The organism is Solibacillus sp. GQ1, from assembly GCF_059758555.1.
Genome location: NZ_JCAXEX010000002.1, coordinates 348,676 through 373,645 on the forward strand (window position 1 = coordinate 348,676; position 24,970 = coordinate 373,645).

The following is a 24,970-nucleotide window of genomic DNA, read 5'->3' on the forward strand; positions in this document are numbered from 1 at the left end:
TTTTTTCTGGACATAAAATAGCCTTTTCTTAAATAAGGGGTATCTCCTTATCCAATGAAAATTTTTTTCTGTCCAAATGCATTTTATTGGAATCGTGTTAATCGTGAATAAAAGTTGGATATAAATTTGACGAATACTTCTTCGGATGGAGCAAGATCTCTTGCTGTTGGTGCAATGATGCCGACTGTGCGTCTTATATTAGGAATGGCGATCGGCACTTTGACAGTCATGCGCGGTGTTGAATCGTAAAGTGAACTTTCCGGTAAAAGTGTCACACCGATTCCTGCTGCCACAAGCCCTTTTAAAGCATCCATATCTTCTCCCTCGGTAGTGATATTCGGCATAAAGCCTACAGAGCGGCATGCATCAACAGCCACTTTATTTAAAATATAGCCTTCCGGAAAAAGTACAAATTGGTCATTACGCAAATCGACAAGGTTAATCGAATCTTTTTTTGCTAGTGGATGTGTTGCAGGCAATAAAGCATGGATGTTTTCACTAAACAGCACGGTTGTATTGATTGCTTCGTCTTTTGGTGGTAATGGTCCAAGCAAAGCTAAATTCAGCTCGCGATTTTTGACCGCATCAATCAAATACTTATAGGATCCTTGGCGCAAATGGAAAGAAATTTCCGGGTATTCTTTTTTAAATGCCGAAATGACGGTCGGCAATACATAGCTTGCCAAACTTGTAGGAAAACCTATTTTAATTGTCCCTTTTGCCGGGTCTAAATATTCTTCTACCTGCTTTGCAGCAAAATCAATTCCCTTGAGTGCGGAAATACAATGTTCCAAAAAAATCTTCCCGACCGGCGTCAGCTTTACGTTACGCCCAATTCGTTCAAAAAGCGGTGTGCCGAGTTCTTCTTCCAAGTTGGCAATTTGCCTGCTGATTGCAGACTGGGCAACGTGTAAATGCTCTGCTGCTTCAGAAATATGCTCCCGTTCTGCCACCTCTACAAAGTAACGTAACTGTCTTAATTCCACAATTCCCACCCCATTCATCTAAAAAGTAGATTGTTTATATCCAAACTATATATTGTTTATATTATTTCGAAAACTTTAAAATGTAAATACGGGATTGAAAGAATGAGGGGGAATGAATATGAGTTTTCATCAGTTACCAGAAGCACAAGGGTTATATAATCCTGAATTTGAACATGACGCATGCGGAATCGGCATGTATGCAAATATAAAAGGAATACCTTCACATCAGATTGTAGAAAAAGGATTGGAAATGTTATGTCGCTTAGAACACCGTGCAGGACGCGGCGGGGACGGCAAGACAGGTGATGGGGCAGGGCTGTTAGTTCAAATCCCACATGCTTTCTTTCAACAAAACTGTACGGATCTTAATTTACCTGAAATAGGTGAATATGGTGTTGGTCAAATTTTTTTCACAGAGAATGAAAACGAACGCCTAAAAATTGAACAAAAGATGAACGAATTAATTGAACAGGAAAATCAGCAACTGATTGGTTGGAGAACTGCTCCGACAAATAAGGAAAATTTAAGTGAGATTGCTAAATCGACTGCACCGGTAGTTCGCCAAGTATTTATTCGTTCAAACGAAAACGACAATAAGGCGTTCGAACGAAAATTGTATGTCATCCGCAAACAGCTCGAACATTGGGCTACGGAGCAACAATTCGAATTGTATATTCCAAGTCTTTCTAGTCAGACAATTGTTTTTAAAGGTTTGCTTTCACCAGAAGAGGTAAGTGAATTTTATGTGGATCTGCAGGACGAAAACTTTGTATCCGCATTGGCACTCGTGCATTCACGTTACTCAACGAATACATTCCCATCATGGAAACGGGCCCATCCGAACCGCTATATTATCCATAATGGGGAGATTAACACATTGCGCGGCAATATTAACTGGATGCGTGCACGTGAGCAACAGTTCGTATCTGAAGCGTTTGGGGATGACCTTGAAAAGTTATTACCGATTATTGATACAACGGGTTCAGATTCCTCGATGCTTGATAACGCCTTTGAATTTTTTGTATTAGCTGGACGTTCACCTGCAGAGACGGCGATGATGATGATTCCGGAGCCATGGACAGAAAACCCGCGCATTGATGAAGATCGTAAAGCGTTTTATCAATTTCATGCAAGCTTAATGGAGCCATGGGATGGACCGACTGCTATTTGTTTCACGGACGGCAAACAGATCGGGGCAATTCTGGACCGTAACGGTTTGCGGCCAGGAAGACTTTATGTGACAAAAGATAATCATGTTATTTTCTCGTCTGAAACTGGGGTAGTCGATTACGCTGAGGAAGACATTCTTTACAAAGACCGATTAAGCCCAAGCCGCATGCTGTTAATTGATTTAGAACAAGGAAAAATTATTTCGGATGCGGAGCTGAAATCCGAAGTAGCAGCAGAAAAACCTTATGCAGCATGGCTGGAAGAAAATATGATCAAACTCGAAGTGAAGGAAGAGCAGTTACCTGAAATAAATGATCTGACATTACGCCAGAAAATTCACGGTTACACATTTGAGGATGTACAAAAATATATTGTACCTCTTGCAAATGACGGAAAAGATCCGCTTGGTTCGATGGGGAATGATACACCATTAGCTGTTCTGTCAGATAGACCGCAATCATTATTTAATTACTTTAAGCAGCTATTTGCACAAGTGACAAACCCGCCGATTGATTCCATTCGGGAACATGTCGTGACATCGACAATGACATTGCTTGGAGCGGAAGGTGATTTATTACAGCCGAATGCGCAAAATGCACGTCGCCTCCTGCTGAAAACACCGGTATTAACGACTGCAGAATATGAGCAAATCGTAAATAATAACGAAGAACATTTTGAAGTAGCAGAAATCTCGCTGAAATTTACGGAAAATTTAGAAAGTGAACTTAACCGAATCAAAACGGAAGCGGAAGCGGCTATTTTTGGCGGCAAGACAATTATTGTACTGTCTGACTATATGGATGACGCTAAGCAGTTAACGATGCCTGTTCTTCTGGCAGCAAGTACAATCCATCAATATTTAGTGCGAATCGGTTTACGTACGAAGGCCAGCATTATCGTTAGCAGTGCGGAAGTTCGGGAAGTTCATCATTTTGTTGCACTAATCGGCTTCGGTGTTGATGCCATTCACCCGTACTTAGCATATGCAACGATTGATGAGGCAATTGAAAAGGGTCATCTATCTGTACCGTTTGAAAAAGCAGTTCAAAAATTCCGAAAGGGAGCAGCAGATGGTGTCGTTAAAGTGATGTCGAAGATGGGAATTTCAACAGTTCAATCTTATCGTGGTGCCCAAGTGTTTGAGGCAGTCGGAATTTCAAAAGAAGTGATTGACGAATACTTTACAGGTACGGCTTCGCAAATTGACGGGATCGACTTAAAAACAATCGGTGAAGAAGCGAGACGCCGCCATGAGGAAGCAATGCAATCAATGTCAGAACAATTGCACTCAGGTTCAGATTTCCAATGGCGTGCAGATGGAGAGCATCATGCGTTCAATCCGAAAACAATCCATACACTCCAGTGGGCTACACGTAAAAATGATTTTGGTTTGTACCGGATGTATGCGGAAATGGCCAATGAAGAACGAATCGGATTTTTACGTAATTTATTCGACTTTAAAAAGAATGAACGCCGAATCCCGATGGAAGAAATCGAGTCAGTGGATTCCATCGTGAAACGTTTTAAATCAGGGGCTATGTCGTTTGGTTCGTTATCGAAAGAAGCGCACGAAACATTAGCGGTAGCGATGAACCGTCTAGGTGCACGTTCGAACTCTGGTGAGGGTGGGGAAGATCCGGCCCGTTTTACAATCGAGCCGAATGGTGACAACAAGCGCAGTGCAATTAAACAAATTGCATCAGGACGTTTTGGGGTGAAATCGCATTATTTAGTAAATGCCGATGAACTGCAAATTAAAATGGCGCAAGGAGCCAAACCGGGAGAAGGCGGCCAGCTGCCAGGCAATAAAGTATATCCATGGGTAGCGGATGTACGTGGTTCTACTCCTGGGGTGGGGTTAATTTCACCGCCGCCGCATCACGATATTTACTCAATCGAGGATATGGCACAGTTAATTCACGATTTAAAAAATGCAAACCGTCATGCAAGAATTTCTGTAAAGCTCGTAGCTAAAGCGGGTGTTGGTACAATTGCTGCAGGTGTTGCTAAAGGGGCGGCAGATGTCATCGTCATTTCAGGCTATGATGGCGGTACAGGGGCATCGCCGAAAACATCGATTAAGCATACAGGCTTACCGTGGGAGCTCGGTTTAGCGGAAGCGCACCAAACATTGATGCTCAATGGACTGCGCGACCGAGTGACACTGGAAACGGACGGCAAGCTCATGACGGGGAAAGATGTCGTAATGGCAGCACTTTTAGGAGCAGAGGAATTTGGTTTTGCGACAGCACCGTTAATCGTTTTAGGTTGTGTCATGATGCGTGCCTGTCATTTGGATACTTGTCCGGTAGGTGTAGCAACACAAAATCCGGAACTCCGTGCTAAATTTATGGGTTCAGCTGATCATGTTGTCAATTATATGCGTTTTGTTGCGGAAGAAATGCGTGAATACATGAGTATTTTAGGATTCCGTACTGTGGAAGAGATGGTCGGTCGTACAGATGTACTGCAAATTTCAGATCGCACGGCAAAACATTGGAAAGCAAGCCAGCTTGATTTAACGGCACTGCTTCATCAAATCCAAGGAACACGCACGAAGCATCATCAGCAAAACCATAATATAGAGGGAAGCTTTGATTTACGCGAGTTATTGCCGCAAGTTTCAAAGGCAATAGAAGGAAATGAACGAATTGAATTAAACTACCCGATTAAAAATACAGACCGTGTAATGGGAACAATTGTCGGCAGTGAAATTTCCCGCAAATACGGGGAAGCAGGATTACCTGATAATACAATCAACTTAACGTTTACAGGCCATGCTGGTCAAAGCTTCGGCGCATTTATCCCTAGAGGAATGTCGATGCGCGTAGTCGGAGATGTTAATGATTACTTCGGTAAAGGTTTGTCAGGGGGAAAAGTGACAGCCATCGCACCGATTAAAGGTGAACAGGAGAAAAACGTCATCGCCGGAAATGTTTGTTTATACGGGGCAACAAGCGGTAAAGCCTTTATTAACGGACGTGCAGGGCATCGATTCGGTGTTCGTAATTCAGGTGCTGAAATCGTTGTTGAAGGAATTGGAGATCACGGCTGTGAGTATATGACTGGCGGTAAGATCGTTATATTAGGGGATGTCGGTCAAAACTTTGGTGCCGGAATGTCTGGAGGAATCGGTTATATTCTGCCGAGTGAAGAGGAAAAGTTCAAATCACAATGCAATATGGAAATGATCCATTTTGAAAAACTGACAGACAAAGCGGAGATAGAATCTGTTCGACAATTAATTATTCAGCATTTTGAAGAAACGGATAGTTCCTACGCATTGGATGTGTTAGCTAAGTGGGAGCAGTTCGTTCCGAAGTTCGTTAAAGTTGTACCAACGGATTATAAAATAATGGTAGATAAAATAAACAATTACACTGCAACCGGTTCTACAAAAGACGATGCAGCAATGCAGGCATTTACGGAAGTGACGACTAGTCAGAAGAAGCTTGTGAGCACAAAATAAGAGGGGGTTTCTAGCATGGGAAAAGCAACGGGTTTTATGGAATTTAAACGGGAGAAAGTTCAGGAGCAACGACCACTAGAGCGTCTTTCAAATTGGGGTGAATATACAAGCAGGCTATCTGATGAAAAATTACAGACACAAGGTGCGCGCTGTATGGATTGTGGAACGCCATTTTGCCATATGGGAATTGAAATTCGCGGTACTGCAGCAGGGTGTCCGATTCAAAATGTCATCCCTGAATGGAATGACTTAGTATATAAAGGGAAATGGCAGGAAGCGTTGGAACGATTGCACATGACGAATAATTTCCCTGAATTTACTGGCCGTGTCTGTCCTGCTCCATGTGAAGGGTCGTGCACACTTGCCATTACGGATCCGGCTGTCGCGATTAAATCGATTGAACGTACGATTATTGATAAAGGATTTGAAAATGGCTGGATTACACCACGTATTCCTGCATCGCGTACGGGCTTTAAAGTGGCGATTGTCGGCTCGGGTCCTGCAGGTTTAGCGGCAGCAGACCAACTGAACCAACTAGGTCATTCCGTAACGGTGTTCGAACGTTCCGATAGATTTGGCGGGTTATTAATGTACGGAATCCCGAATATGAAGCTTGAAAAAGATGTGATTGAACGTCGAATTCATTTACTCTCAGTGGAAGGAATCGATTTCGTTGCAAACACGGAAATCGGAAAAGATATAACGAAGGAGCAATTACAAGCTGATTTCGATGCTGTAATTTTATGTACAGGAGCACAAAAACAAAGAATTCTTCATTTAGAAGGAAGCGATGCAGGCAATATTCATTTAGCGATGGACTATTTAACGGATGTTACGAAAAGCCTGCTGGATTCAGACTTTGCGGATAATCAGGCGTTAAATGTGGAAGGGAAGGATGTCATCGTAATTGGCGGCGGGGATACAGGTGCTGACTGTGTAGCAACAGCACTCCGCCAAAAATGCCGATCTGTCTACCAATTTGGGAAACATCCGCAACAAGCCACAACACGTACAGATGAAACAATGTGGCCAAAAGATCCGAACATTTATACAATGGATTATGCTTATGCCGAAGCTGATGCAAAATTTGGTCGTGATCCGCGAGAATATTGTATTCAAACTACGAAAATAGAGAAAGATAGTAAGGGTAATGTAAAAGCGCTTCATACTATCCAAATGGAAAAAATTCTAGGCGAGGATGGCTTCCACTACTTTAAAGAGTTGCATGGTACTGAGAAAGTATGGCCGGCACAGCATGTATTTGTTGCAATCGGCTTTGAAGGTGCTGAAAAAGAAACACCAGAACATTTCGGAGTAGAACTAACGAATAACCGTATCCGTGCATCGGTTAAAGACTACGAAACAAATATTCCGGGCGTTTTTGCTGCAGGTGACGCACGCCGAGGGCAAAGCCTTGTCGTATGGGCAATCAAAGAAGGACGCGGAGTTGCCGCAAGTGTTCATTATTATTTAAATGAAATGTTAGTTAAAAGTTAATAGGATAGTAAGAACGGATATTTTAATAAAATTGATTGGAATGGAGGGCGACCCCAGCGGGAAAAGCACGATGCCTGAGACTACAGGCTCAGGCCGTGCCCGCGGAAAGCGTCTTGGAATGGAAATCAATTTTTACTCACAGCAAAAAACGTCATTTTTCTCCCGGAGAAAAATGGCGTTTTTAAGTTATAATCCAACTTTAAATATTTTTGAGAAAATATAGAATCAATCATTTGAATAAGTGAAATTGATTCTCAATTAAATGATTGCTATTGAAAAAATGAAAAGCTAAATTATTACTGTTTAAATAGTAGAAATAAACCGCAGTAAAGTGTTTTACAAGAATGATAGATATTTTTTAATTAAAATCATTCTAAACTATTTGCAACCCACATTCATTTCGGGTAAGATTGGTAATGAACTTAATTTGGCGTACAAAAAGTATGCAAATGAATATTTGGAGGTAATTTAATGTCAACATTAGAAATTAAAGATCTTCACGTTGCAATCGACGGAAAAGAGATTTTAAAAGGTGTAAATCTAACTATCAATACAAACGAAGTACATGCGATCATGGGTCCTAACGGTACTGGTAAATCGACATTAGCTTCTGCAATTATGGGTCACCCAAAATATGAAGTAACATCAGGCGAAATCTACCTTGATGGTGAAAATGTATTAGAAATGGAAGTTGATGAGCGTGCCCAAGCAGGTTTATTCCTTGCTATGCAATACCCATCAGAAATTCCTGGTGTAACAAACGCGGACTTCTTACGTTCAGCAATTAACGCTCGTCGTGAAGAAGGACAAGAAATCTCATTAATGAAATTCATCCGTGAATTAGATAAAACAATGGAATTCTTAGAAATGCCTGAAGAAATGTCTCAACGTTACTTAAACGAAGGTTTCTCTGGCGGTGAGAAAAAACGTAACGAAATTCTCCAAATGATGATGATCAAACCAACATTCGGTATTTTAGATGAAATCGACTCTGGTTTAGATATCGATGCATTAAAAGTAGTTTCAAAAGGTATTAACGAAATGCGCGGCGAAGGTTTCGGCTGCTTAATGATCACTCACTACCAACGTTTATTAAACTACATCACACCTGACCATGTTCACGTAATGATGCAAGGTAAAGTTGTAAAATCAGGTGGTGCTGAATTAGCACAACGCTTGGAAGCAGAAGGTTATGAATGGATTAAAGCTGAATTAGGTATTGAAGATACTGAAGAAGTAACAGAAGCATAATTAAGGAGGACGACGAAGATGACGGTTGAAACAAAATTAGCGTTATCAGCAGAAGAAGTACGCTCGTTCTCGCAAAAACATGCTGAACCAGCAACATTTGCTGATTTCCGTGTGAGCGCAATGGAAAAAGCTGCTGCGCTTGACTTACCAAAACCAGACAGAACGAACATTAGCAAGTGGAACTTCATTGATTTCCCTAACCATACAGTAGAAAGCACTCCATTTAATTCATTGGAAGAGCTGCCTGTAGAGGTGAAATCAGTAGTTGATATTGAAACACAAGAAAACCTTTATATCCAACGCAACAATACACCAGCGTTCATTAAAGTTTCAGAAGAACTGAAAAACAAAGGTGTAATTTTTACGGATATTCAAACAGCAGTTCGCGATCATAAAGATTTAGTAGAAAAATACTTTATGACAACAGCTGTAAAAGTGGACGAGCATAAATTAACTGCTTACCATGCAGCACTAGTAAACGGTGGTATTTTCGTATACGTGCCACGCAACGTTGTAATCGAAGCACCTCTTCAAGTTGTGTTTTTAAATGACGATGCAGAAGCTTCATTATTTAACCACGTGTTAGTAGTAGCAGAAGAATCTTCTGCTGTTACTTATGTTGAAACTTATATTTCTACATTTGATGAAGCACATGGTCAAGTAAACGTTGTAACAGAAGTAATCGCAAAAGATAATGCACAAGTAACATTCGGTGCAGTAGACAACTTGGCACATGGCTATACTGCTTATGTAAACCGCCGTGGACATGCTGAGCGCGATGCAAAAATTGACTGGGCATTAGGTCTAATGACAAACTCAGATACAATTTATGAAAATACTACAAACTTAATTGGCGATAACTCTACTTCAGATTTCAAAATGGTAACTGTAGGTAGCGGAGATCAAAAACTTAACTTCACAACATTAATCCGTCAATGGGGTAAAAATTCCGACGGTCAAATTTTAAAACACGGTGTAATGAAAGATTCTTCACAGTCAATCTTTAACGGAATCGGTCATATTATGCATGGTGGTACAAAAGCAAATGCAGAACAAGAGTCTCGCGTACTGATGCTTTCAGAAGGTGCACGCGGAGACGCTAACCCAATTCTGTTAATTGATGAAGACGATGTAACAGCAGGACACGCGGCATCTGTTGGACGTGTTGACCCAACTCAACTGTACTACTTAATGAGTCGTGGTATTTCTAAAGCAGAAGCAGAGCGCCTTGTAATTCACGGATTCCTTGCGCCAGTTGTTGCTAAATTGCCAATCGAAGGCGTTAAAAAGCAGCTGACGGAGGTTATCGAAAGGAAAGTTCGATAATGATACCTAACGATATTAAAAGTTATTTTCCAATTTTAAATCAGGAAGTCAATGGACATCCTTTAGTTTATTTGGATAGTGCGGCTACATCTCAAAAGCCGATTCAAGTTATTGAAGCAATCTCAAATTACTATAATTTAGATAACTCAAACGTTCACCGAGGTGTTCATACACTTGGTAACCGTGCAACGGATTCCTATGAAGGTGCGCGTGAAAAAGTTCGTAAATTCATTAATGCTAGTTCAACACAAGAAGTAATTTTTACTCGTGGTACAACAACAGCACTTAATACAGTTGCTTCAGGCTATGGTCGTCAAAATGTACAAGAAGGTGATGAAATTGTCATTACGTACATGGAACACCATTCAAACATTATTCCATGGCAACAGCTTGCAAAAGAAAAAGGGGCGGTACTGAAATATATCGACCTTGAAGCAGACGGTACAATTTCATTGGAAAAAGTACGTGAAACAATTACGCCACAAACGAAAATTGTTTCTATGATGTATGTTTCCAACGTATTAGGTACAATCAATCCAATTAAAGAAGTTGCACAAATTGCCCATGAAAATGGCGCGGTAGTTGTTGCGGATTTAGCTCAGGCAGCACCGCATATGAAGATCGATATTCAAGATTTGGATGTTGACTTCGCAGCATTTTCAGGACATAAAATGTGTGCACCAACTGGAATTGGGGTACTATATGGTAAAAAGGCGCTTCTTGAAGAAATGGAACCAGTAGAGTTTGGCGGTGAAATGATTGATTTCGTAGGTTTAAATGAATCAACATGGAAAGAGTTACCGTGGAAATTCGAGGGTGGTACACCGATCATTGCAAGTGCAATTGGTTTAGGTGCTGCAATCGACTTTTTAGAGGAAATCGGTTTAGACAATATTGCAGCCCACGAACATAAGTTGGTAGGTTATGCAATGGATCAATTGGAAACAATTGATGGTCTTCAGATTTTCGGACCACGTGACCCGATGAAACGATGCGGACTCGTTACATTCAATCTAGACGACGTACATCCACATGATGTGGCGACAGTATTGGATATGAGTGGAATCGCTGTCCGTGCAGGACATCATTGCGCCCAACCTTTAATGAAATGGCTTCAAGTAACAGCAACAGCTCGAGCAAGCTTCTACATGTACAATGATGAAGAAGATGTTGATCGTTTAGTTGCAGGATTGCGCTCAGCGAAGGAGTATTTTGGCGATGTCTTTTAATAATTTAGATCAACTTTATCGTTCCGTTATAATGGATCACTATAAAAACCCTCGTAACAAAGGGTCTCTTGAAGAAAACAGTGTGACAATCGATATGAATAACCCTACTTGCGGTGATCGTATCCATTTAACATTGAAGCTAAACGATGATATCGTGGAAGATGCGAAGTTCGATGGGGAAGGCTGTTCAATCTCCATGTCTTCAGCATCAATGATGACTCAAATCGTTAAAGGCAAAAAATTGGACGAAGCTTTAGAACTGGCTGATATTTTCTCAAAAATGATGCTGGGCGAAGACTTTGACGATGAAAAGTACGACCTTGGGGATGTTGAAGCACTGCAAGGTGTAGCAAAATTCCCGGCACGTATAAAATGCGCTACATTAGCTTGGAAAGCGATGGAAAAAGGCGTAAACAACGAAAAGAAATAAACAGTAGTAAGGCTAAAGTGTGTTTATGCACATTTTAGCACTTCTCAATAGATGAACGGAGGAGACAACATGGCTAAAAAAATGCCTGAAATCGGCGATTACAAGTATGGTTTCCATGATAAGGACGTATCTATTTTCCGTTCTGAACGTGGACTTACAGCAGATATCGTTCGTGAAATCTCAAGTATGAAGGAAGAGCCACAGTGGATGCTTGACTACCGCTTAAAAGCTCTTGAAAAATTCTATGAAATGCCAATGCCTCAATGGGGCGGTGACCTAGCGTCATTAAACTTCGATGAAATTACGTATTACGTAAAACCATCTGAAGCAACTGAACGTTCTTGGGATGAAGTACCTGAAGAAATCAAAGCAACATTCGACAAATTAGGTATTCCAGAAGCTGAACAAAAATATCTTGCAGGTGTATCTGCTCAGTACGAATCTGAAGTAGTTTACCACAACATGAAGCAAGACCTTACAGATTTAGGGATTATCTTCAAAGATACTGACTCAGCATTAAAAGAAAACGAAGATATCTTCAAAAAACACTGGGGTACAGTAATCCCTTATACAGATAACAAATTCGCAGCATTAAACTCTGCAGTTTGGTCTGGTGGTTCATTTATTTATATGCCTAAAGGCGTTAAATTAGACACACCATTACAAGCATACTTCCGTATTAACTCTGAAAACATGGGTCAATTCGAACGTACGCTAATCATCGTAGACGAAGATGCATCTGTACACTACGTAGAAGGTTGTACAGCGCCTGTTTACACAACAAACTCTCTACACTCGGCTGTAGTAGAAATCATCGTTAAAAAGAACGCTTACTGCCGTTATACAACGATTCAAAACTGGGCAAACAACGTTTATAACCTTGTTACAAAACGTACAGTTGTTGAAGAAAACGGTACAATGGAATGGATCGACGGAAACATCGGCTCAAAATTAACAATGAAATACCCTGCTTGTATCCTTAAAGGTGAAGGCGCACGTGGTATGACATTATCAATTGCCATTGCAGGTAAAGGTCAACACCAACACGCTGGTGCGAAAATGATTCACTTAGCACCAAACACATCTTCAACAATCGTTTCAAAATCGATTGCTAAGCAAGGTGGTAAAGTTACGTATCTTGGTCAAGTAAAATTCGGTAAAAATGCTAAAGGTGCACGTTCAAACATCGAGTGTGACACATTAATCATGGATAACGAATCTACTTCTGATACAATTCCATATAACGAAATCTTAAATGATAACGTATCTTTAGAGCACGAAGCGAAAGTTTCTAAAGTATCTGAAGAGCAATTGTTCTACTTAATGAGCCGTGGTGTTTCTGAAGAAGAAGCGACAGAAATGATCGTAATGGGCTTCATCGAGCCATTCACAAAAGAATTACCAATGGAATACGCAGTAGAAATGAACCGTCTAATCAAGTTCGAGATGGAAGGTTCTATCGGATAATTTTTATCCAGGCACTTGCCTCCAATTTATTGGAGACAGGTGCTTTTTTATGTTAAGGAAACAATAGATTTTGGCATTGTGGATAACTTTGAACTAAACGACTGTCTACGTCTAGGCTAAAGCGCCAACTCCTCGGCCATTTCGGTCCCTCCATGCAAAAGTGGTGAAGCATTTACTTTTGCGTCGGGCCCTCCAATGGCTGTCGGAGTTGAACGGGCGCTTTAGCGCTTTTGTTCTAATTGTGGTGAATTCGTGAAGAAATAAACAACTTTACTAGAAAGATTACAGAAAGCGCACAGTATACGTTTACAATAATTGTATTAGATGGAATAATGGATTTAGAATGTATATAAAGGAGCGACAAAAATGGAAAACTTATTTTGGCCAGTAGCTTTAGGGGTTCCTGGTGCTGTAGTTGTAGTTGCAGTAGCACTCACTTTTTGGGCTTTAAAGGAAAAGAAGAACGGTAAGATTATGAAAAATGAAGAGCATGAAGGTATTATTAAATAATATTAAAATGGCTTCAAACGACTACTTAAGCGTTTGAAGCTTTTTTCTATTTTAAGTTGGAAATGAAGTTTTCGATTTCCTGTTGTGTTTTACGGTCTTTGCTGACGAAACGTCCAAGCTCCGTGCCGTTTTCATAAGCTAAAAAACTAGGAATACCGATAATTCCTAAATCAATACATAGATCTAAAAACTTATCTCGGTCTACTTTAACGAATTTATATTCCGGAAATTTTTCAACGACTTCCGGCATAAACGGATCAATGAAACGACAATCTCCGCACCAATCCGCTGTAAATTCGAAAATAACGGCTGAACTGCTTTTAAATTGCTCAAATTCCTCTGTTGATTGTAAAATATGCATAAACTTGTCCTCCTTTTTTCTATTATTATGATGTGAAATGTAGTGTTTTGCAATGAATGACTATTGAAAAGGGTAAGGTATTATACAATGCTAGAGAGGTGAAGAACGATGATTTCAATCGGCTTAACTGGTTGGGGAGATCACCCGGAAGTATATAGTGAAGTTACTGCAGCAAAAGATAAATTATTTGATTATAGCGGGCATTTCCCTGTCGTAGAATTAGATACGTCCTTTTATGCGATTCCTTCACCGGCAAATGTAGAGAAATGGTGCAAGGATACACCGGATAGCTTTCAATTTGTCGTGAAGGCTTATCAGGGCATGACAGGTCATTTACGCGATGAACTGCCATTTGAGACGAAAAATGATATGTTCAACGCATTTCGAAATTGTGCAGATACATTTAAAAAGTACGGTAAACTTGCAATGGTACTAGTTCAATTTCCTCCTTGGTTTGACTGCCAAGGGAAAAATGTTCAATATATCCGTTATATAAAGCAACAATTACAAGGGTATCCTATTGCTATTGAGTTTCGAAACCAAACTTGGTACAGTGCGGAGATGAAAGAGAAGACACTGCAATTTTTAAAAGACCATCAGTTGATTCATACAGTTTGTGATGAACCGCAGGCAGGAAGCGGCTCCGCTCCTTTTGTACCAATTGCTACTAGTGAGAAGGTGCTCGTACGTATTCATGGTCGCAATGTTCATGGATGGCGAAATATAGGGCATGGGGAAAACTGGCGCAAAGTGCGGTTTTTATATGATTATAATGAAGAGGAACTGCAGAAACTTGCAGAGGAAGTAAAATTTTTGGCACGCCAATCAAAACATGTCTTCGTATTATTTAATAATAATTCTGGAGGGCATGCAGCAAAAAATGCAAAACGAATGCAGCAAATTCTTGATCTTGAATTTGATGGTTTAGCGCCAAAGCAATTAGGTCTTTTTGAAGAATAACGTAAAGCGAGGTGGCAATGCAAAAGTGCGAGAAGTAATTCATATATTCCATACGAATGATTTGCATAGTCATTTTACGTACTGGAAACGCAGTCAGTCGTTTATTCAAATACAACGTCAATTACTGGCCGATAAAGGTGAAACTAGCTTCTTGATCGATTTAGGAGATCATTTGGACCGTTCCAATTTATATACAGAGGCAACACTAGGTAAGGGTAATATCAAAATGCTAAATGATGCGGATTATGATGTTGTGACAATTGGAAACAATGAAGGCATAACGCTCTCCTATAATTTGCTCTATCATTTATATGATGACGCAAAGTTCGAAGTAGTTGTTGCAAATCTATATTCACAATCAGAAGAAAACCCCCGGTGGTTGAAACCTTGCACAATATTAACTACCCAGTATGGCACAAAAATCGCTGTAATAGCTGCGACTGCTCCGTTCGACCTTTTCTATAAGGAGCTTGGGTGGGACGTGACAAACCCGCGTACAGAGCTTGTGAAGCTTGCATTTGAATTAAAAGAGCAGGTAGATATAATCGTTTGTTTATCACATTTAGGGATTACCGAAGATGAATTGCTGGCACAGGAATGCCCGATTATCGATGTGATTTTCGGTTCGCACACACATCATGTGTTTGAAAAAGGTAAAGTGGAAAACAATGTACTTTTAACTGGAGGGGGGAAATTTGGGCAGTATACCGGACAGTTAACGATGGAATTTGACCACAAGTCCAGAAAATTAGTGGGAAAATCAGATCAATTATTTGAAAACGCACTTTTACCAACTGTCGAAGAAGAAGAACAGTGGTTGTCCAATCTTCAAAAAGAAGCAAAGGCTATTTTGGAAAAGCCTATTTTCACATTAACGAAACCTTACAATAAAGAATGGTTTCACCGTTCCCAATTATCGGATTTATTTGCAGAGTGTATGTATGATTATACAGAAGCGGATTGTGTTATGTTCAATGCTGGAATTTTTGTCGAACCGTTGCGTAAAGGACTAATTTCTACATATGATATTCATAAAATTTTTCCCCATCCGATAAATATATGTGTCGTGCAAATAACCGGCAGTGAATTAAAAGAAATTTTCACTCAATCCGAAAACGAAGAATGGCCGCGTCTTGAATTAAAAGGCCTTGGTTTTAGGGGTGTGATTTTCGGAAAAATATTGAATTATGGTATTGAGATGACGAAGCAGCGTGAGTTATATATTAACGGGAAACTCATGGAGCCGGATCGGATCTACCGATTAGCAACACTGGATCTGTTTACATTCGGTTATTTTTTCCCAAGCTTTAAATATGCAAAAAAGCAATATATGCTACCGGAATTTATCCGGGATGTCTTTAAAAATTATTGTATGAAAAAGTTTCAGTAAATTTCCCAAAATCCACTTTCCAATTATATAATGAACGTAATAGTAGAATGGAGAAATTAGTATAGATGCGATTAATATCGATAAATGTTTTGAAAGAAGGTATGGCAGTCGGCAGAACTATTTGGAATGAAGCTGGTCATCCACTGCTTCATAAAAATGTCGTTGTAACAAGCCGAATTATTGAAAGGCTGCGAGAGCTGAATATTCATTATTTATACATTGATGACAAACTATCAGCCGGTATTGAAATAGAAGAAACGATTGCACCGTTAAAAAGAATGGAAGCCGTTAAAAATATGGCTAAATCGTTTGAAAATGTGAAAAAAGCGAAACGGGATCAGGCGTCCTATGTGCTGGATCAACAGTCCAAAGTAATTGGCTTTATTGTCGATGATATTATGAATGCCATTATTAATAGCGAGGAAGTATTAATGGTTCTGACGGATGCTTATTTGTATGACAAATATATTTACCAGCATTCATTCCAAGTAGCATTGTATTCAATCGCGATTGCTAAGGAAATGGGCTATTCTTACGAAGACATACGATTAATTGGAATTGGGGCTATTTTCCATGATGTGGGCAAGCTTCTTATTTCGCCTGATATTTTATTGAAGCCGAGTAACTTAACGGATGAAGAATACGAAGAGATGAAGAACCATGCCCGTTACGGGTTTGACTTATTACGCAATTTACATTCAGTGTCATTGCTTGTAGCACATTGCGCGTTTCAGCATCATGAACGAATTGATGGAAGCGGTTATCCACGGGGGCTTGTTAACAATGAAATTCATCCGTTTGCAAAAATTATCGCTGTTGCAGACGTGTTTGATGCATTAACATCAAATCGGATATACCGGAAGAAAATGTTGCCGTCAGAAGCGATTGCAATCATAGATAACGGTAACGGAATGCAGTTTGATGCAAAGGTGATGCAGGCATTTAAACGGAGTGTTGTCCATTATGCAAATGGATCAATTGTGCTGTTGTCCGATGGAAGACGTGGAATTGTATCAAAGCAAAATCTTGTCGATGTGACACGTCCTTGGATACGTATTTTCCAGGAAAACGGTCAGATGTTGGACGCTACATATGAAATATGTTTAAGTGATTACCCGACAGTCGATATTAAAAAAGTTGATGTAGATTTTGATGAAAATATAGAATAGAAAAATCCTCCTTCTCATATTTTATGGGAAGGAGGATTTTTTTTGCGTTTTCGTAAAAGAAAGTGGAATTCCTATGGCAGGAAAAAAGGCAAAATGCATAATGCCGTAACAATCGTTATCGTCAGTATTGTCGGTATGGTTTGTTTTAGTATATATGTTATTAACGATAGATTAATGCCAACCTATTTACAGTACGCCGAAGTCCAAACATTTAAAGTAGCTTCATATGTTGTGAGTAAAGCAATTAATTCCAGAACATCAAGTGTGCTTGATGTAAATGATGTCATCGTCGATTTACCGACCCAATCAGATGATATGATTACGACAAAATTTAATACGGAAATAATTAACCAAGTACGGGCAGAAACAACAGCATTAGTAAAAGAGTATTTAGAACAGGCTGAAAATGGAGATTTATCACATTTGCCGAATTTGGAAAATGTAGAATATGACGTAGGAAAAATGGAAGCCGGGGACGGAATCGTATTTTTCGTACCATTAGGGCAGGCTTTAAACCTTCCGATTATCGGGAATTTAGGGCCGAAAATACCGATTCGCTTTCATATTATTGGGAATGTGAGCAGTAATGTTGAATCAACAGTAAGTGAATTTGGCATAAATAATGCAATTGTAGAAGTAAATTTACTCATTGGAGTGAATGTCCAAATTATCGTGCCATTTGCCAGTAAATCTGCGTCGGTCGAGCAGAAAATCCCGATAGCAATTGGTCTAGTAAGAGGAACAGTGCCGCATATTTACAGTGCAGGTGAAGGGGCACAGCCGTCTATCGAAGTACCAATCCCTTACGAATAGTAACTTAATTATGATAAATTAAAATTATGAGAATACTCTGTTGTTGGAAAGTTGTTAATATGATACTCTGACATCAGAACATCGTAGCATTTGAGTGAGGGGAGTAAATGATATGACATCTTGTAAACCAACTAATCCTAGAGAAGAACACTTGCGCAAACCGGAGTGGCTAAAAATTAAGCTAAATACCAATGACGAATACAAAGCACTAAAAAAATTAATGCGGGACAATAACTTGCATACGGTATGTGAGGAAGCTCGCTGCCCGAATATTCACGAATGCTGGGGTGAGCGTCGTACAGCAACAATGATGATTTTAGGTTCTGTATGTACGCGTGCATGTCGTTTCTGTGCAGTTAAAACAGGTTTGCCTAATGAATTGGACTTGGCTGAACCAGAGCGCGTAGCAGATTCTGTTGCGTTAATGAATTTAAAGCATGTTGTTATTACAATGGTAGCGCGTGATGACCTGAAAGACGGGGGCGCGGAAGTATTGGCAGAAACGGTGCGTGCAATCCGCCGTAAAAGCCCGTTAACTTCTGTGGAAGTACTACCATCTGATTTAAGCGGTCGTGAAGAAAGTTTACGCATATTAATGGACGCAAAGCCGGACATTTTAAACCATAATATTGAAACAGTACGCAGTCTGACACCACGTGTTCGGGCAAAAGCGACATATGACCGTTCACTGGAGTTTTTACGCAGAGCAAAAGAAATGCAGCCAACTATACCGACAAAATCTTCTTTAATGATTGGTTTAGGAGAAACGTTAGAGGAAATCTATGAAGTAATGGATGACCTGCGTGCAAACAATGTTGATATTATGACAATCGGCCAATATTTACAGCCGACAAAAAAACATTTGCCAGTAAAAAAATATTACTCTCCAATCGAGTTTGGCAAGCTGCGTAAAATCGCTATGGAAAAAGGCTTCAGCCATTGTGAAGCAGGTCCATTAGTACGCAGTAGTTACCATGCGGATGAACAAGTGAATGCAGCAAAACAATCAAGTGTTACATTATAGAAAAATAGACGTTTAACTTATCTATGCGGGCATTTTAATACTCGCCGAAAGACGGACTATAGCTGATTTCACCATATTTACCTACAAAATTTGTTGTGAATATTGCTTTCAGGTTCAATATTCATTAACATGGAAATAGATAGGTGGTGTCTAGTTTGATTATTGCAGATGGGTATGCTTATGAAGTGATCGAAAATGTGCGGGAAGGTTTTCAAGAAGATGCATTTATCGCACGATACTCAGATATTTTATCGAAATATGATTATATTGTAGGGGACTGGGGTTACGGTCAGCTACGTTTAAAAGGATTTTTTGACGATAAAAATCAAAAATCCACGTTTGATACAAAAATTAGTACGATTCAAGACTATTTGTACGAATATTGTAATTTTGGATGCGCCTATTTTATACTTCAAAAAACAGGCCGTGCACAAGAACAAAAGAAAGAACAAATCGTTGCACAACAAACTGAGGCAGAAGAGCCGGTTGAATCAGCTGAATAACGTACCAAAGAGGAGGCGCCGTATAGCGCCCCCTCTTTTTTAGCTTAATAGTTCACGTAAATATTCACGTAAGTCTTCCGTTTCTTCTTCTGTACGGTTGTATACATGTTCTAAATACCCAGGTTCTTCCACATCATCTGCTCCAATAATGGCAAAACGGCCAAACTGGATATCAAGAACGAGCACTTTTCCGAAAAAGCGACTACTTTGCAATATGGCTAAATCATAGCGCTGAGTTTTTCCGGCAAAGCTGACGAAGCGCGTTTTTGTATCTTCTACATCATCATATAAGAAAAATCGTTCCATTTTGTTTTGTACCCCTTCCATCTCTATAGAATATGGTACTATATAAAGGAAAACACTATCAACTTTTATTGATTGAATGGAGGCTTTATCTATGTACTTCGTAGATAGAAATAAAATTACAAACAACTTAGCACACTTGGACGAGTTACTGTCGATCTTTGAATCGACTGAAAACTGGTTGGCAGATGATATTCATAAGCTGGCATTACAACGAATCGGCCATAATGTAATGGAAGCGATGATGGATGTAGGAAACTTGGTGATTGACGGCTTTATTATGCGTGATCCTGGAAGCTACGAAGACATTATCGATATTTTCGTTGATGAAAAAGTGATTACAGAAGAGATGGATGCACCCTTAAAAGCGGTTGTCGGCTTACGCAAAATGATCGTTCGTGAATTTATCGCTGTAGATAGTGAAGAAATTTTAAATGTATTAACAGCAAACTTAAATATACTCAAGCAATTCTCTCCAAAAGTTCACGATTATTTAACAAATGAATTAGGACCAGTTTCAGCCTTTTTACCAGAGGATGAGGCATAATGTTTCCGTATAAAGCGTATTGCTTTGATTTGGATGGGACAATCTATCGGGGGAGTGAAGCGATCGATTCTGCCGTGAAATTTGTCCACCTACTGCAGGATGAAGGAATTGAACCGTATTATTTAACGAACAATTCATCGAAAACCCGTGAACGACTTCAGCAAATTTTACAAGATATTGGCGTAGAGGCACCGCTTGATCATATTTATTCAAGCTCACTTGCAACGGCAGCCTATGTAGCAAAAATGAGTGCAAATAATAAAGTGAATGTTGTCGGTGAACTTGGCATTCGCACAGCTTTAATCGAGCAAGGATTAGAGATTACCGATGAACAGAGCGATGTTCTTGTAATGGGGATAGACCGTCAAATCTCATATGAGAAACTTGTAAAAGCATGTGGCTATGTCCAGAATGGCGCGAAGCTAATTGGAACAAATGGTGATATTAAATTTCCGAATGAAACGGGTTTTACTCCGGGGAATGGGTCATTTGTTCAATTAGTAGCAAATGTTTGCGGGGTTACACCGACGTTCGTAGGGAAACCATCACCGGTTATGCTGCAGATCATTGCTGAAGAGCATCACTTTGAAAAGAATGAAATGGTTATGGTCGGGGACAACTATGATACCGATATTTTATGTGGTATAAACTTTGGCTGTGATACCATTCATGTCAATACGGGAGTTACTCCTACTGAAATTGTAAAACAGCAAGCCAAGCTGTCTACGTATTGTGTAGAAAATTTAATGGAACTTATTAAATAAAGAAAAAATCCGATGTGGGACGTTTACCACATCGGATTTTCTTCTATATATTTATAAATGCGCTTCGTCAGCTCTTCTGGAGTGTCCGCCTCAACTATATCCCCGTTAACAACAGCATAAAAGTTTTCGGCACATTTCGTACAGTAGCTTAAGCAGCCATATTCCAATACATCAATATCAGGATCTTGCTCCAGTTGTTCATATGTTTGTTGCGCACCATTTGCTAAATTGCTGATGCAAAATTCGACTAATGGATTTAACATGTTGTCACCTCACTATTAGCAATCCTACTTTTTTTTGCTGCGAACGTCAATTTCTCCGATTTAATATCTTTCAACATATGTTTGAATATGCTTCAATTGCAACAAAATAAATAAAATAGAATAATAAAAAACTTATGTGAATAAATTCACAAAATATCATTTAACATATTGTGAAACTTATCACAAACAGTTATAATACTTATGGAAACTTTGTGAACACAATTATGATGCCTAAAAGCTTTATAATTGATTACTTACAGATATGAGGGAATATGCTATGCAAAAGTTAGTATTATTAGGTGGCGGATACGGAAATATGCGAATTTTACTTCGTCTATTACCAAGTTTACCAGCAGATGTAGAAATTACATTGGTAGACCGTACACCATTCCATAGTTTGAAAACAGAATTTTATGCACTTGCTGCAGGTACATCAACAGATAAGGAAGTCCGTGTTGCATTTCCGGAACATGAGCGCTTAAAATGCGTATACGGAGAAGTAGTACGCATCGACCGTGAAGATAAAAAAATTTACTTGGGTGACGGCGGAGAGCTTGCTTATGATCAGCTTGTTATTGGTTTAGGCTGTATCGATAAATATCATGGAGTGCCGGGTGCCGATGAATTCACATACAGTATTCAAACAATCGCCAAATCACGTAAAACATTCGAAAAAGTATGCGGATTAGCTCCAGGTTCGACAGTTGCCATTATTGGTGCAGGTCTTTCAGGAATCGAGCTTGCAAGTGAACTACGTGAAAGCCGTTCAGATTTAAAAATTAAATTATTTGACCGCTCACACCGTATTTTACGCGATTTCCCGGAAAAGCTAAGTGAGTATATTAAGTCTTGGTTTATTAAACACAACGTAGATGTAATTGCAGAATCAAATATCACTCGCGTTGAAGAAGGCCGTTTATACAACCATGATGAAGTAATTGAAGCTGACGTAATCGTATGGACAGCTGGTGTACAGCCTGTGAAAATCGTTCGTGAACTGGATGTTGAAAAGGATAAATTCAATCGCCCGATCATTACAGATCATTATCATGTAGTTGGGGATGAAAATGTATTTGTAGTAGGAGACTGTGCTTCTTCTCATTTACCTCCAACAGCGCAATTGGCAGAAGAACAAGGCGAACGAATCGTTAAAGTTCTAAAAATGCGCTGGAAAGGCGAGCCACTTCCAGAAAAGCTTTCAGAGATCAAAATGAAAGGCTTTATGGGCTCCCTTGGTAAAAAACAAGGCTTCGTTCATCTAGCTGATACAACGGTAACAGGACGCATTGCACGCCTTATGAAGTCGGGTCTGCTTTGGTACTATAAAAAGCAAAACGAAAATTAAAATTGAACATCCCTGCAAAGGAAATCAATTTGACTGTAAACAAAAAAATTCAATTTCCTCAAGGAGAAAATTGAATTTTTTGTTTATGTTATAATTTACTCTTCTGTTGGTACAAAGCCCGCTGATTCGAGCGCTGTAAATACAGGCTTAATCTGCACATAGCCTTCACCAACTACTTCATCATTGACTAGAACTAAAGGGTAGAAAAATTCATCTTCTTGAATACGATTTGCGTAATCTTGATCACGTTCATTATCAATTACACCTTCAATATCGATATAGCGGATAGTAAACGGCTGTTCCGGATATTTTCGTGAAATTGCCGCTTGAAGCCATTCATATGTATCTTTGGAAGATGGTGCATTTACACAGCTGGCACAGATGATATCAGCGCCGAAAACTTCTATAACTGGATGTGATTGTGACATAGGAATTCCAACCTTTCGTTATTCAATAATGGATTTTTTTGCTCCTTCACATTATAATGATTTTAATGAAGGGAGTCGAGCAAAATGACAGAAACAGAACAATATGCACAAGTACAAGAAGTTTTAGATAAATTACGTCCGTTTTTATTACGTGACGGCGGAGACTGTGAATTGGTAGATATTGAAGAAGGTATCGTTAAATTGCGTTTATTAGGCGCATGCGGTAGCTGCCCAAGTTCTACAATCACATTAAAAGCAGGTATCGAACGTGCACTACTAGAAGAAGTGCCGGGTATCGTCGAAGTAGAACAAGTTTTCTAATTCAAATTTGAAAGAGCTGCCAAGAAAGTTATTACTTACTTGGCAGCTCTCTTTTATTGGACGATTTTACCTCGCTCTTCTCGAACTAATTCCCATTGCTCTTTAGCCATATTGACGAGTTTGGCTTCACCGCCTACACGTTGACTTTCAATTACACGTGAAAAGAAGCGTGTTGCATTTTCATAATCCCCAAGGCGACGGGACAGCTCAGCAACCATATATATAATTCGTACACTGGACATTGTTGTACCTGCATAATCTTCCGTTGAATAGCTTTCCATATAATGATCGCGGGCCAATTTTAAAAAGCGCAGTTCCTGAACGTTATTTTTTAATGATCGATATAACCAAGCCAAGCGTAATGCCAAGCCAGAAGTAATGACGAATTTTTCTTTTTTAATCGTTGCACAAAACAACGCAAGTTTATATGTTTGAATTGTTTCGAAAACAGAACGTTCTTTACTGAAACTGTGCGGTATCCAATGACTGCAAATTTTTTCATTGATTTGTTCTTTTACACCTGGAGCAAAATATTTACTGAAGTCTTCGGTAAACGAAAACCCGCAATGCTGACAGACAAAAACATTATAATATAATGCATTCACGTTATTGTCTGTATAGACTGGTTGAAAGTCGGATGTTGTATGTTCAATTTTTATGGACTTGGTACGAACTTTAAGTGTTGAAAAATTTTTCTTGCAATGAATACAGTTCACTGTCTTTTCGTAAAATGGGGAAATTTCCATAAAGGTTCATACCTTTCGTTTAATTATGATTCCTTATTATAGCAAGGAAATTTAAAAAAGTGTGAGTAATCTACTGAATTTATGTGAATTTTTTAGGTATTTTATCCTTATCCCCTTTTACACAATGCAGGAATATAATCAGGTAGAGCAGTTTTGTTGTCAGATAGCTTTTACAATTGTTATGATAAATAAAAGAAAGTAGGTGACTGGAATGGCAAGTGAAAAACAAGTAATCATTTTAACAGAAGCGGCCTCATTTCAAGTCAAAGAAATGATGGTTCATAACGGAGAAGAAAATGCGAGCCTGCGTGTTGCCGTAAAAGGCGGAGGCTGCAGTGGTCTATCATACGGTATGGCATTTGAGCAAACAATAAATGACGATGACTTCGTTGACAACCAACACGGCATTCAAATTATCGTATCCCAAGAAGATGCGGGCATTTTACAAGACACGAAAATTGATTTTAAACAATCATTAATGGGTGGCGGTTTCACAATCGACAATCCGAACGCACTTGCTTCATGCGGATGCGGCACAAGCTTTAAAGCGGCGGCACGCCCAGCAGTAGAACAACCATGTGAATAATGGATTGTGAATAACGAGTCTCTTTGATTTGTGATGTTATTAAACATACAAATCATGGAGGCTTTTTTTATGCTTAAAACAGAAAATAAACAACTGAAAGAGGATATTATGT

The 24,970-nt window shown here is 39.4% G+C and carries 24 protein-coding genes and 1 pseudogene; 19 read left to right on the forward strand and 6 right to left on the reverse strand.

Features of this window, described 5'->3' with window-relative positions:
• Positions 1–83: 83 nt before the first annotated feature.
• A complete protein-coding gene (gene gltC, locus AC6CH1_RS14045) occupies positions 84–986 on the reverse strand; it encodes a glutamate biosynthesis transcriptional regulator GltC (RefSeq protein WP_251690092.1) in 903 nt (300 codons plus the stop codon).
• 118 nt (positions 987–1,104) lie between these two features.
• Here gltC and gltB point away from each other — a divergent pair, with 118 nt between their 5' ends.
• The 8 genes from gltB (at position 1,105) to AC6CH1_RS14085 (ending at position 13,335) form a co-directional block, all read left to right on the forward strand.
• Positions 1,105–5,625, forward strand: coding sequence for a glutamate synthase large subunit (gene gltB, locus AC6CH1_RS14050; RefSeq protein ID WP_498318083.1), 4,521 nt, complete (start codon positions 1,105–1,107; stop codon positions 5,623–5,625).
• A 15-nt stretch (positions 5,626–5,640) separates the two neighbouring features.
• Complete coding sequence (gene gltD, locus AC6CH1_RS14055) at positions 5,641–7,122, forward strand: glutamate synthase small subunit (RefSeq protein WP_498318085.1); 1,482 nt, start codon at positions 5,641–5,643, stop codon at positions 7,120–7,122.
• 471 nt (positions 7,123–7,593) lie between these two features.
• On the forward strand, positions 7,594–8,373 hold the full coding sequence (gene sufC, locus AC6CH1_RS14060) for a Fe-S cluster assembly ATPase SufC (protein WP_251690089.1): 780 nt from the start codon (positions 7,594–7,596) through the stop codon (positions 8,371–8,373).
• A gap of 18 nt (positions 8,374–8,391) precedes the next feature.
• Complete coding sequence (gene sufD / locus AC6CH1_RS14065) at positions 8,392–9,699, forward strand: Fe-S cluster assembly protein SufD (protein ID WP_498318086.1); 1,308 nt, start codon at positions 8,392–8,394, stop codon at positions 9,697–9,699.
• The gene (locus AC6CH1_RS14070; protein ID WP_251690087.1) at positions 9,699–10,928 is read left to right on the forward strand and encodes a cysteine desulfurase; all 1,230 of its coding nucleotides are present in this window, start codon (positions 9,699–9,701) and stop codon (positions 10,926–10,928) included. The genes sufD and AC6CH1_RS14070 overlap by 1 nt, the downstream gene beginning before the upstream one ends.
• Positions 10,918–11,358 (forward strand): Fe-S cluster assembly sulfur transfer protein SufU, encoded by a 441-nt coding sequence (sufU, locus tag AC6CH1_RS14075; RefSeq protein WP_251690086.1) that lies wholly within the window; start codon positions 10,918–10,920, stop codon positions 11,356–11,358. The genes AC6CH1_RS14070 and sufU overlap by 11 nt, the downstream gene beginning before the upstream one ends.
• Positions 11,359–11,427: 69 nt before the next feature.
• Complete coding sequence (sufB, locus tag AC6CH1_RS14080) at positions 11,428–12,825, forward strand: Fe-S cluster assembly protein SufB (RefSeq protein WP_498318087.1); 1,398 nt, start codon at positions 11,428–11,430, stop codon at positions 12,823–12,825.
• A 366-nt stretch (positions 12,826–13,191) separates the two neighbouring features.
• Positions 13,192–13,335: a hypothetical protein gene (locus tag AC6CH1_RS14085; RefSeq protein ID WP_251690084.1), complete on the forward strand. Its 144-nt coding sequence runs from the start codon at positions 13,192–13,194 to the stop codon at positions 13,333–13,335.
• A gap of 46 nt (positions 13,336–13,381) precedes the next feature.
• Here the strand turns inward: AC6CH1_RS14085 and AC6CH1_RS14090 are convergent, their stop codons facing one another.
• Entirely contained in the window at positions 13,382–13,735 is a 354-nt protein-coding gene (locus AC6CH1_RS14090; protein ID WP_413078752.1) for a thioredoxin family protein, read from the reverse strand.
• 69 nt (positions 13,736–13,804) lie between these two features.
• Between AC6CH1_RS14090 and AC6CH1_RS14095 the strand changes: the two genes are divergently transcribed.
• From AC6CH1_RS14095 to AC6CH1_RS14120, 6 genes are all read left to right on the forward strand, one after another.
• The gene (locus tag AC6CH1_RS14095; protein ID WP_498318089.1) at positions 13,805–14,656 is read left to right on the forward strand and encodes a DUF72 domain-containing protein; all 852 of its coding nucleotides are present in this window, start codon (positions 13,805–13,807) and stop codon (positions 14,654–14,656) included.
• Positions 14,657–14,681: 25 nt separating this feature from the next.
• Entirely contained in the window at positions 14,682–16,046 is a 1,365-nt protein-coding gene (locus AC6CH1_RS14100; protein ID WP_498318090.1) for a bifunctional metallophosphatase/5'-nucleotidase, read from the forward strand.
• 65 nt (positions 16,047–16,111) lie between these two features.
• On the forward strand, positions 16,112–17,215 hold the full coding sequence (locus AC6CH1_RS14105; RefSeq protein WP_498318092.1) for an HD-GYP domain-containing protein: 1,104 nt from the start codon (positions 16,112–16,114) through the stop codon (positions 17,213–17,215).
• Positions 17,216–17,257: 42 nt separating this feature from the next.
• Positions 17,258–18,028, forward strand: a complete 771-nt coding sequence (gene yunB, locus AC6CH1_RS14110) for a sporulation protein YunB (RefSeq protein WP_251690080.1) — start codon at positions 17,258–17,260, stop codon at positions 18,026–18,028.
• A 112-nt stretch (positions 18,029–18,140) separates the two neighbouring features.
• The gene (gene lipA, locus AC6CH1_RS14115) at positions 18,141–19,052 is read left to right on the forward strand and encodes a lipoyl synthase (protein WP_008408659.1); all 912 of its coding nucleotides are present in this window, start codon (positions 18,141–18,143) and stop codon (positions 19,050–19,052) included.
• A 155-nt stretch (positions 19,053–19,207) separates the two neighbouring features.
• Entirely contained in the window at positions 19,208–19,555 is a 348-nt protein-coding gene (locus AC6CH1_RS14120) for a YutD family protein (protein ID WP_340732945.1), read from the forward strand.
• Between the two features lie 39 nt (positions 19,556–19,594).
• Here AC6CH1_RS14120 and AC6CH1_RS14125 read toward each other — a convergent pair whose 3' ends face one another.
• A complete protein-coding gene (locus AC6CH1_RS14125) occupies positions 19,595–19,861 on the reverse strand; it encodes a DUF3055 domain-containing protein (RefSeq protein WP_008408657.1) in 267 nt (88 codons plus the stop codon).
• A gap of 91 nt (positions 19,862–19,952) precedes the next feature.
• Between AC6CH1_RS14125 and AC6CH1_RS14130 the strand changes: the two genes are divergently transcribed.
• Positions 19,953–20,405 (forward strand): DUF86 domain-containing protein, encoded by a 453-nt coding sequence (locus AC6CH1_RS14130; RefSeq protein WP_498318094.1) that lies wholly within the window; start codon positions 19,953–19,955, stop codon positions 20,403–20,405.
• A complete protein-coding gene (locus tag AC6CH1_RS14135) occupies positions 20,405–21,169 on the forward strand; it encodes a TIGR01457 family HAD-type hydrolase (RefSeq protein ID WP_498318096.1) in 765 nt (254 codons plus the stop codon). The genes AC6CH1_RS14130 and AC6CH1_RS14135 overlap by 1 nt, the downstream gene beginning before the upstream one ends.
• A gap of 23 nt (positions 21,170–21,192) precedes the next feature.
• On the opposite strand, the gene AC6CH1_RS14140 is transcribed toward AC6CH1_RS14135, so the two are convergent.
• Positions 21,193–21,432 (reverse strand): YuzB family protein, encoded by a 240-nt coding sequence (locus AC6CH1_RS14140; RefSeq protein ID WP_079524177.1) that lies wholly within the window; start codon positions 21,430–21,432, stop codon positions 21,193–21,195.
• A 277-nt stretch (positions 21,433–21,709) separates the two neighbouring features.
• Here AC6CH1_RS14140 and AC6CH1_RS14145 point away from each other — a divergent pair, with 277 nt between their 5' ends.
• A complete protein-coding gene (locus AC6CH1_RS14145) occupies positions 21,710–22,777 on the forward strand; it encodes an NAD(P)/FAD-dependent oxidoreductase (protein WP_251690076.1) in 1,068 nt (355 codons plus the stop codon).
• Positions 22,778–22,872: 95 nt separating this feature from the next.
• Here AC6CH1_RS14145 and AC6CH1_RS14150 read toward each other — a convergent pair whose 3' ends face one another.
• Positions 22,873–23,205, reverse strand: a complete 333-nt coding sequence (locus AC6CH1_RS14150) for a YuzD family protein (protein WP_008409039.1) — start codon at positions 23,203–23,205, stop codon at positions 22,873–22,875.
• On the opposite strand from AC6CH1_RS14150, the pseudogene AC6CH1_RS14155 reads away from it, so the two are divergent.
• Positions 23,159–23,526, forward strand: a pseudogene (locus AC6CH1_RS14155) (NifU family protein). The gene AC6CH1_RS14150 and the pseudogene AC6CH1_RS14155 sit on opposite strands and share 47 nt — an antisense overlap.
• Positions 23,527–23,579: 53 nt before the next feature.
• On the opposite strand, the gene AC6CH1_RS14160 reads toward AC6CH1_RS14155, so the two are convergent.
• Positions 23,580–24,272 carry a DUF2225 domain-containing protein gene (locus AC6CH1_RS14160; protein ID WP_498318098.1) on the reverse strand — a complete coding sequence of 231 codons (693 nt, stop codon included), beginning with the start codon at positions 24,270–24,272 and terminating at the stop codon, positions 23,580–23,582.
• Positions 24,273–24,483: 211 nt separating this feature from the next.
• On the opposite strand from AC6CH1_RS14160, the gene AC6CH1_RS14165 reads away from it, so the two are divergent.
• Positions 24,484–24,858 carry a HesB/IscA family protein gene (locus tag AC6CH1_RS14165; RefSeq protein WP_251690074.1) on the forward strand — a complete coding sequence of 125 codons (375 nt, stop codon included), beginning with the start codon at positions 24,484–24,486 and terminating at the stop codon, positions 24,856–24,858.
• Positions 24,859–24,970 lie beyond the last annotated feature (112 nt).